Here is an 8,281-nt window from a genome sequence, read left to right on the forward strand (position 1 = left end):
AGCCCACAAAGCCGTGGTTCTTATTTGAAAAAATGACGACCAGCAGGGGCATCCGGGCTGGTGCCCGGACTATCTGCGGGATCCGTGGTGGCTTACCGAAGTCGCTGCTTCAAGACTTCGAAAGTCCGCGCGGTTTCTACGCCGGTGGTGTCCCCTTACCGAGGGTGACCAAGCATGCAAGAAAGCGTGATGCAGCGCATGTGGAACAGTGCCCACCTATCCGGTGGTAACGCTGCATATGTGGAAGAGCTCTATGAGCTTTACCTGCACGATCCCAACGCTGTGCCAGAAGAGTGGCGCACTTACTTCCAGAAGTTGCCGACCGACGGCAGTGCGGCTACCGACGTATCGCACTCCACGGTTCGCGATCACTTTGTGTTGCTGGCGAAAAACCAGCGCCGCGCCCAGCCCGTATCTGCTGGCAGCGTGAGCAGCGAGCACGAGAAGAAGCAGGTTGAAGTGCTGCGTCTGATCCAGGCCTACCGCATGCGCGGCCATCAGGCTGCCAAGCTTGATCCTCTCGGTCTTTGGCAGCGCCCGGTGCCGGCTGATCTGGCGATCAACCACTACGGCCTGACTGACGGCGATCTGGACACTACCTTCCGTACCGGTGGCCTGTTCATCGGCAAGGAAGAGGCTACTCTGCGCGAAATTCGCGATGCTTTGCAGCAGACATATTGCCGCACCATCGGTGCCGAATTTACCCATATCGTCGATTCCGAACAGCGCAGCTGGTTCCAGCAGCGTCTGGAAAGCGTGCGTGGCCGTCCGCAGTTCTCCGCCGAAGTGCAGAGTCATCTGCTCGAACGTCTGACTGCGGCCGAGGGTCTGGAAAAGTACTTGGGCACCAAATACCCAGGCACCAAGCGTTTTGGTCTGGAAGGCGGCGAGAGCCTGATTCCTTTGCTCGATGAAGTGATCCAGCGTTCCGGCTCCTACGGCACCAAGGAAATCGTCATCGGCATGGCCCACCGTGGCCGTCTCAACGTCTTGGTCAACACCTTCGGCAAGAACCCGCGCGACCTGTTCGACGAGTTCGAAGGCAAGAAGACCGAAGGTCTGTCTTCCGGCGACGTCAAATACCACCAGGGCTTCTCGTCCAACGTGATGACCGCTGGTGGCGAAGTGCACCTGGCCATGGCGTTCAACCCATCGCACCTGGAGATCGTTTCTCCGGTGGTCGAGGGTTCGGTGCGCGCTCGTCAGGATCGCCGCAACGATGTCAGTGGCGAGAAGGTGCTGCCGGTTTCCCTGCACGGTGATGCGGCGTTCGCCGGTCAGGGCGTGGTCATGGAAACCTTCCAGATGTCGCAGACCCGTGGCTTTAAGACGGGCGGCACCATCCATATCGTGATCAACAACCAGGTCGGCTTCACCATCAGCAACCCGCTGGACTCGCGCTCCACCGAGTACTGCACGGATGTGGCGAAGATGATTCAAGCGCCGATCCTGCACGTCAACGGCGATGATCCGGAAGCGGTGCTGTTCGTCACTCAGCTGGCCGTCGATTACCGCATGCAGTACAAGCGCGATGTGGTCATCGACCTGGTTTGCTACCGCCGCCGTGGTCACAACGAGGCTGACGAGCCGAGCGGCACCCAGCCGATCATGTACCAGCAAATCAGCAAGCAGCGCACCACCCGCGAGCTGTATGCCGAAGCGCTGACCACTGCCGTTAGCCATTCCGCTGACGATGTGCAGGCCAAGATCGACGACTACCGTACTGCGCTGGACAACGGTCAGCACGTGGTCAAGAGCCTGGTCAAGGAGCCGAACAAGGAGCTCTTCGTCGATTGGCGCCCCTACTTGGGTCACGCCTGGACCGCGCGTCATGACACGCGTTTCGAGCTGAAGACCCTGCAGGACCTGTCCAACAAGCTGCTGGAAATTCCGGAAGGCTTCGTGGTGCAGCGCCAGGTGGCGAAGATTCTCGAAGACCGCCAGAAGATGAGCGCAGGTGCGCTTCCGATCAACTGGGGCTATGCCGAAACCATGGCTTACGCGACCCTGTTGTTCGAAGGCCACCCGATCCGTATGACCGGCCAGGACATCGGCCGCGGCACCTTCTCGCACCGCCACGCGGTGCTGCATAACCAGAAGGACGCCGGTGCCTACCTGCCGTTGCAGAACCTTTATCAGGGTCAGCCGCGTTTCGACCTGTACGACTCCTTCCTCTCCGAGGAAGCCGTGCTGGCATTCGAATACGGTTATGCCACCACCCAGCCACAAGCGCTGGTGATTTGGGAGGCGCAGTTCGGCGATTTCGCCAACGGTGCCCAGGTGGTGTTCGACCAGTTCATTTCCAGTGGCGAGCACAAGTGGGGCCGTCTGTGCGGTCTGACCATGCTGCTGCCGCACGGTTATGAAGGGCAGGGGCCTGAGCACAGCTCGGCGCGTCTGGAGCGTTACCTGCAACTGTGCGCCGAGCACAATATGCAGGTGGCGGTGCCGACCACCCCGGCGCAGATCTACCACTTGCTGCGCCGTCAGGTGATTCGCCCGCTGCGCAAGCCGTTGGTCGTATTGACGCCGAAGTCGCTGCTGCGCCACAAATTGGCCATCTCGACCCTGGAAGATCTGGCCGAAGGTTCGTTCCAGACGGTGATTCCGGAGATCGATACGCTCGATCCGAAGAAAGTCGAGCGGGTGATCCTGTGCAGCGGCAAGGTCTACTACGACTTGCTGGAGAAGCGTCGCAGCGAGGGCCGCGAAGACATCGCCATCGTGCGTATCGAGCAGCTCTATCCGTTCCCGGAAGACGATCTGGCCGAGGTTCTGGCGCCGTACAAGAACCTCAAGCACATCGTCTGGTGTCAGGAAGAGCCGATGAACCAAGGGGCTTGGTATTGCAGCCAGCACCACATGCGTCGCGTCGCCACTGCGCACAAGAAGACCTTGTTCCTCGAGTACGCCGGTCGTGATGCCTCCGCAGCCCCGGCTTGCGGGTATGCATCGATGCACGCCGAGCAGCAGGAAAAACTGCTGCAAGACGCCTTTACCGTTTAACGCCTTCGCCAGGCAGGTGGCCAACAGGGCCGCCTGCTAGAAGAAACCGAATTTTAAGGAACCACAGACAATGGCTATCGAGATCAAAGCCCCTACTTTCCCGGAATCGGTTGCCGATGGCACCGTGGCCACTTGGCACAAGAAGCCGGGCGATGCGGTCAAGCGCGACGAACTGATCGTCGACATCGAAACCGACAAAGTAGTGATCGAAGTGCTGGCCGAGGCCGACGGCGTCCTCGCGCAAATCATCAAGAATGAAGGCGACACCGTACTCAGCAACGAACTGCTGGGTACCTTGGGCGAAGGTGGTGCTGCCGCACCGGCTCCGGCTGCTGCTGCCCAGGCCGCCGCTCCTGCCGCCGCCGCTGCACCGGCCGCCGCCGCTGGCGACGAGCAGATCCTCTCGCCGGCCGCGCGCAAGCTGGCCGAAGAGAACGGCATCGACCCGAACAGCATCGCCGGCACCGGTAAAGGTGGTCGCGTTACTAAAGAAGACGTGGTTGCCGCCGTCGACGCCAAGAAGAACGCCCCGGCTGCACCGGCCGCCAAACCAGCCGCACCTGCCGCTGCTGCGCCAGTGTTCGCCGCTGGCGACCGCGTCGAGAAGCGCGTGCCGATGACCCGTCTGCGTGCCAAGGTGGCCGAGCGTCTGGTTGAAGCCCAGTCGAATATGGCGATGCTGACCACCTTCAACGAAGTCGACATGACCGAAGTCATGGCCCTGCGTTCGAAATACAAAGACCTGTTCGAGAAGTCTCACAACGGCGTGCGCCTGGGCTTCATGTCGTTCTTCGTCAAGGCGGCTACCGAAGCGCTGAAGCGTTTCCCTGCGGTCAACGCCTCGATCGACGGCACCGACATCGTCTACCACGGCTACGCTGACATCGGCGTTGCCGTGTCCAGCGACCGTGGCTTGGTGGTGCCGGTACTGCGTAATGCTGAACTGATGAGCCTGGCGGAAATCGAAAGTGGCATCGCCACCTTCGGCAAAAAAGCCAAAGACGGCAAACTGTCGATCGACGACATGACTGGCGGCACCTTCACCATCACCAATGGCGGCACCTTCGGTTCGATGATGTCGACCCCGATCGTCAACCCGCCGCAAGCCGCGATCCTGGGGATGCACAACATCATCCAGCGTCCGATGGCAGTAAACGGTCAGGTGGTTATCCGCCCGATGATGTACCTGGCGTTGTCCTACGACCACCGCCTGATTGATGGTAAGGAAGCCGTGACCTTCCTGGTGACCATCAAGAACTTGCTGGAAGACCCGGCGCGTCTGCTGCTGGACATCTAAGGACGTGTTCACAATCTAGCGAGCTAGAGCCATGCAAGGCGAAAACAGGCGAGGAGGCGGAGTTTACGGCTGTAAATGAGCATTCCGAGCCTGTTTTTAACGCAGCAGGGCCGACGCGCAGCAGATTGTGAATAGGTTCTAAGCCAGTTTCTCCCACGGCGGCCCTGTCACCAGGGCCGTCCGGTTTATTCGAGAAGGAATACGTTATGACCCAGAAATTCGACGTGGTAGTCATCGGTGCCGGCCCTGGCGGCTATGTAGCCGCCATCAAAGCAGCGCAGCTCGGCTTGAAGACCGCGTGCATCGAGAAGTACCAAGATAAAGAGGGCAAAACTGCCCTTGGCGGTACTTGCCTGAACGTCGGCTGCATTCCGTCCAAGGCGCTGCTCGACAGCTCCTGGAAATACCATGAAGCCAAGGATGGTTTTGCCATCCACGGTATCGAAGCCAAAGGCGTGACCATTGACGTTCCGGCGATGATCGGCCGCAAGGCCAACATCGTGAAGAACCTCACCGGCGGCGTGGCCGGCCTGTTCAAGGCCAACGGTGTGACTCTGCTCGAAGGCCACGGCAAACTGCTGGCCAACAAGCAGGTGGAAGTCACCGGTTCCGATGGCAAGACGCAGATCGTCGAAGCCGAAAACGTGATTCTGGCCTCCGGCTCCAAGCCAATCGACATCCCGCCGGCTCCGGTCGACCAGGACGTGATCGTCGACTCCACCGGTGCCCTGGAATTCCAGAGCGTACCGAAGAAGCTCGGCGTGATCGGCGCTGGCGTGATCGGTCTGGAACTGGGGTCGGTATGGTCGCGTCTGGGTGCTGAAGTCACCGTACTGGAAGCCCTGGACAAGTTCCTTCCGGCCGCTGACGAGCAGATTGCCAAGGAAGCCCTGAAGACCCTGACCAAGCAAGGTCTGAACATTCGTCTGGGCGCTCGCGTGACCGGTTCGGAAGTGAAGAAGAAGCAAGTCACGGTCAACTTCACCGACGCCGAAGGCGAGCAGAAGATCGTGTTCGACAAGCTGATCGTCGCGGTTGGCCGTCGTCCGGTGACCACCGATCTGCTGGCTGCCGACAGTGGCGTGACCCTGGATGAGCGTGGCTTCATCTTCGTCGACGACCAGTGCAAGACCAGCGTCCCAGGCGTTTACGCCATTGGTGACGTGGTCCGTGGTGCCATGCTGGCCCACAAGGCCTCGGAAGAGGGCATCATGGTTGCCGAGCGCATCAAAGGCCACAAAGCCCAGATGAACTACGACCTGATCCCGTCGGTTATCTACACCCACCCGGAAATCGCCTGGGTCGGCAAGACCGAGCAGCAGCTGAAGGGCGAGGGCGTTGCCGTTAACGTCGGCACCTTCCCGTTCGCCGCCAGTGGCCGTGCCATGGCCGCCAACGATACCGGCGGTATGGTCAAGGTCATCGCCGATGCCAAGACTGACCGCGTGCTGGGCGTCCACGTGATCGGCCCAAGCGCTGCCGAGTTGGTGCAGCAGGGCGCAATCGGTATGGAATTCGGCACCAGCGCCGAGGATCTGGGAATGATGGTGTTCTCCCACCCGACGCTGTCCGAAGCGCTGCATGAAGCAGCTCTGGCAGTGAATGGCCATGCCATCCACATCGCCAACCGCAAGAAGCGCTAAGTAGTCGTTTGTAAACCGCTACGCCGGCCGATCAGTGCAGTTCATCGGCATTAGCGACGTTACAAGAAGAACCACGGCGGGCCGCCCGCGTAGAGCTTTGGCTTCAACGCGGAACGCCCACCGGATTGCTCGTAAAGCAGTCACAGGTGGTGCGGCACCATAAGTGCAGCACCGTATGCGCAATACCTAAACGAAGACGGTAGACAAGCATGAATCTCCACGAGTATCAGGGTAAGCAGCTGTTCGCTGAATACGGCCTGCCCGTATCCAAGGGCTTCGCGGTAGACACCCCGGAAGAAGCCGCAGCAGCCTGCGAAAAAATTGGTGGCACCGAGTGGGTCGTCAAGGCTCAGGTCCATGCCGGCGGCCGCGGTAAAGCGGGCGGCGTGAAACTGGTGAAGAACAAGGACGACGCCAAGGCGTTCGCCGCCAACTGGCTGGGCAAGCGTCTGGTGACTTACCAGACTGACGCCAACGGTCAGCCAGTGACCAAGATCCTGGTCGAGTCCTGCACCGATATCGCCAAGGAACTGTACCTGGGCGCGGTCGTTGACCGTTCCAGCCGTCGCATCGTGTTCATGGCTTCCACCGAAGGTGGCGTGGATATCGAGAAAGTTGCGCACGACACCCCTGAGAAGATCCTCAAGGCGACCATCGACCCACTGGTCGGCGCTCAGCCGTTCCAGGGCCGCGAGCTGGCATTCCAGCTGGGCCTGGAAGGTGATCAGATCAAGCAGTTCACCCAGATCTTCGTTGGCCTGGCCAAGCTGTTCCAGGACTACGACCTGGCTCTGCTGGAAGTGAACCCGCTGGTGATCAAGGCTGACGGCAACCTGCATTGCCTGGACGCCAAGATCAACATCGACAGCAACGCCATGTACCGTCAGCCGAAGCTGCGCGCCATGCACGATCCGTCCCAGGACGATCCGCGTGAAGCCCATGCTGCCAAGTTCGAACTGAACTACGTCGCGCTGGAAGGCAACATCGGTTGCATGGTCAATGGTGCTGGCCTGGCCATGGGTACCATGGACATCGTCAACCTGCACGGCGGCAAGCCAGCCAACTTCCTTGACGTAGGTGGTGGTGCAACCAAAGAGCGCGTGACCGAAGCCTTCAAGATCATCCTGTCCGACAGCAATGTTGCGGCCGTACTGGTGAACATCTTCGGCGGCATCGTGCGTTGCGACATGATTGCCGAAGGCATCATCGGTGCCGTTAAAGAAGTCGGCGTGAAGATCCCGGTTGTCGTTCGTCTGGAAGGCAACAACGCTGAACTGGGCGCCAAGGTCCTGGCCGAAAGCGGCCTGAACATCATCGCGGCAACCAGCCTGACCGACGCTGCTCAGCAAGTCGTCAAAGCTGCGGAGGGCAAGTAATGAGCGTCCTGATCAATAAAGACACCAAAGTTATCTGCCAGGGCTTCACCGGCTCGCAGGGTACTTTCCACTCCGAACAAGCCATCGCCTACGGCACCAAGATGGTTGGCGGCGTGACGCCGGGCAAAGGCGGCACCACTCACCTGAATCTGCCGGTGTTCAACACCGTGCGTGAAGCAGTTGAGCAGACTGGCGCTACCGCCAGCGTGATCTACGTTCCTGCTCCGTTCTGCAAGGACTCGATCCTTGAAGCGGCCATGGGCGGCATCAAGCTGATCGTCTGCATCACCGAAGGCATCGCGACCATCGACATGCTCGAAGCCAAGGTCAAGTGCGACGAGCTGGGCGTGGTCCTGATCGGCCCGAACTGCCCAGGCGTGATCACTCCGGGCGAGTGCAAAATCGGCATCATGCCGGGCCACATCCACCTGCCAGGCAAAGTAGGCATCGTGTCGCGTTCCGGCACCCTGACTTACGAAGCCGTTAAGCAGACCACTGACGCCGGTTTCGGTCAGTCCACCTGCGTCGGCATCGGTGGTGACCCGATCCCAGGCTCCAACTTCATCGACATCCTGAAGCTGTTCCAGGAAGACCCGAAGACCGAAGCGATCGTGATGATCGGTGAGATCGGCGGTTCGGCTGAAGAAGAAGCTGCTGCTTACATCAAGGCCAACGTGACCAAGCCAGTAGTGTCCTACATCGCTGGTGTAACCGCTCCGGCGGGCAAGCGTATGGGCCACGCCGGCGCAATCATCTCCGGCGGCAAGGGTACTGCAGACGAGAAGTTCGCAGCCCTGCAAGACGCCGGTGTGAAAACCGTGCGTTCCCTGGCTGACATCGGCAAGGCCCTGGCCGAGCTGACCGGTTGGGAAGTGAAAAAAGCCTAAGGCTTTTTGACCTGAGAAAAGGCCACCTTCGGGTGGTCTTTTTTATTACGGTGTCCCGTCCTGAATAAGGTT

The 8,281-nt window shown here is 60.0% G+C and carries 5 protein-coding genes; all 5 read left to right on the forward strand.

The genetic code is table 11. The features are described from left to right. Positions 1 to 174: 174 nt before the first annotated feature. The 5 genes from B3M58_RS09260 to sucD all read left to right on the forward strand — a co-directional run bounded on the left by B3M58_RS09260 (position 175) and on the right by sucD (position 8,209). Complete coding sequence (locus B3M58_RS09260; protein ID WP_296218530.1) at positions 175 to 3,006, forward strand: 2-oxoglutarate dehydrogenase E1 component; 2,832 nt, start codon at positions 175 to 177, stop codon at positions 3,004 to 3,006. Between the two features lie 70 nt (positions 3,007 to 3,076). After that, positions 3,077 to 4,303, forward strand: a complete 1,227-nt coding sequence (gene odhB / locus B3M58_RS09265) for a 2-oxoglutarate dehydrogenase complex dihydrolipoyllysine-residue succinyltransferase (RefSeq protein ID WP_296218531.1) — start codon at positions 3,077 to 3,079, stop codon at positions 4,301 to 4,303. A 206-nt stretch (positions 4,304 to 4,509) separates the two neighbouring features. Beyond that, positions 4,510 to 5,946, forward strand: coding sequence for a dihydrolipoyl dehydrogenase (lpdA, locus tag B3M58_RS09270; RefSeq protein ID WP_296218533.1), 1,437 nt, complete (start codon positions 4,510 to 4,512; stop codon positions 5,944 to 5,946). Positions 5,947 to 6,155: 209 nt separating this feature from the next. Continuing rightward, complete coding sequence (gene sucC, locus B3M58_RS09275; protein WP_296218534.1) at positions 6,156 to 7,322, forward strand: ADP-forming succinate--CoA ligase subunit beta; 1,167 nt, start codon at positions 6,156 to 6,158, stop codon at positions 7,320 to 7,322. Next, on the forward strand, positions 7,322 to 8,209 hold the full coding sequence (sucD, locus tag B3M58_RS09280; RefSeq protein ID WP_090242057.1) for a succinate--CoA ligase subunit alpha: 888 nt from the start codon (positions 7,322 to 7,324) through the stop codon (positions 8,207 to 8,209). Before sucC ends, sucD begins: the two co-directional genes overlap by 1 nt. The last annotated feature ends 72 nt before the right edge of the window (positions 8,210 to 8,281 follow it).

Source organism: Pseudomonas sp. UBA2684 (genome assembly GCA_002354655.1).
Lineage (GTDB): Bacteria > Pseudomonadota > Gammaproteobacteria > Pseudomonadales > Pseudomonadaceae > Aquipseudomonas.

Bases quoted from the DNA above. Each gene is read 5' to 3' on its own strand.
- sucD (WP_090242057.1), top strand. From the start codon at position 7,322: ATGAGCGTCCTGATCAATAAAGACACCAAAGTTATCTGCCAGGGCTTC.
- odhB (WP_296218531.1), top strand. From the start codon at position 3,077: ATGGCTATCGAGATCAAAGCCCCTACTTTCCCGGAATCGGTTGCCGAT.
- B3M58_RS09260 (WP_296218530.1), top strand. From the start codon at position 175: ATGCAAGAAAGCGTGATGCAGCGCATGTGGAACAGTGCCCACCTATCC.
- lpdA (WP_296218533.1), top strand. From the start codon at position 4,510: ATGACCCAGAAATTCGACGTGGTAGTCATCGGTGCCGGCCCTGGCGGC.
- sucC (WP_296218534.1), top strand. From the start codon at position 6,156: ATGAATCTCCACGAGTATCAGGGTAAGCAGCTGTTCGCTGAATACGGC.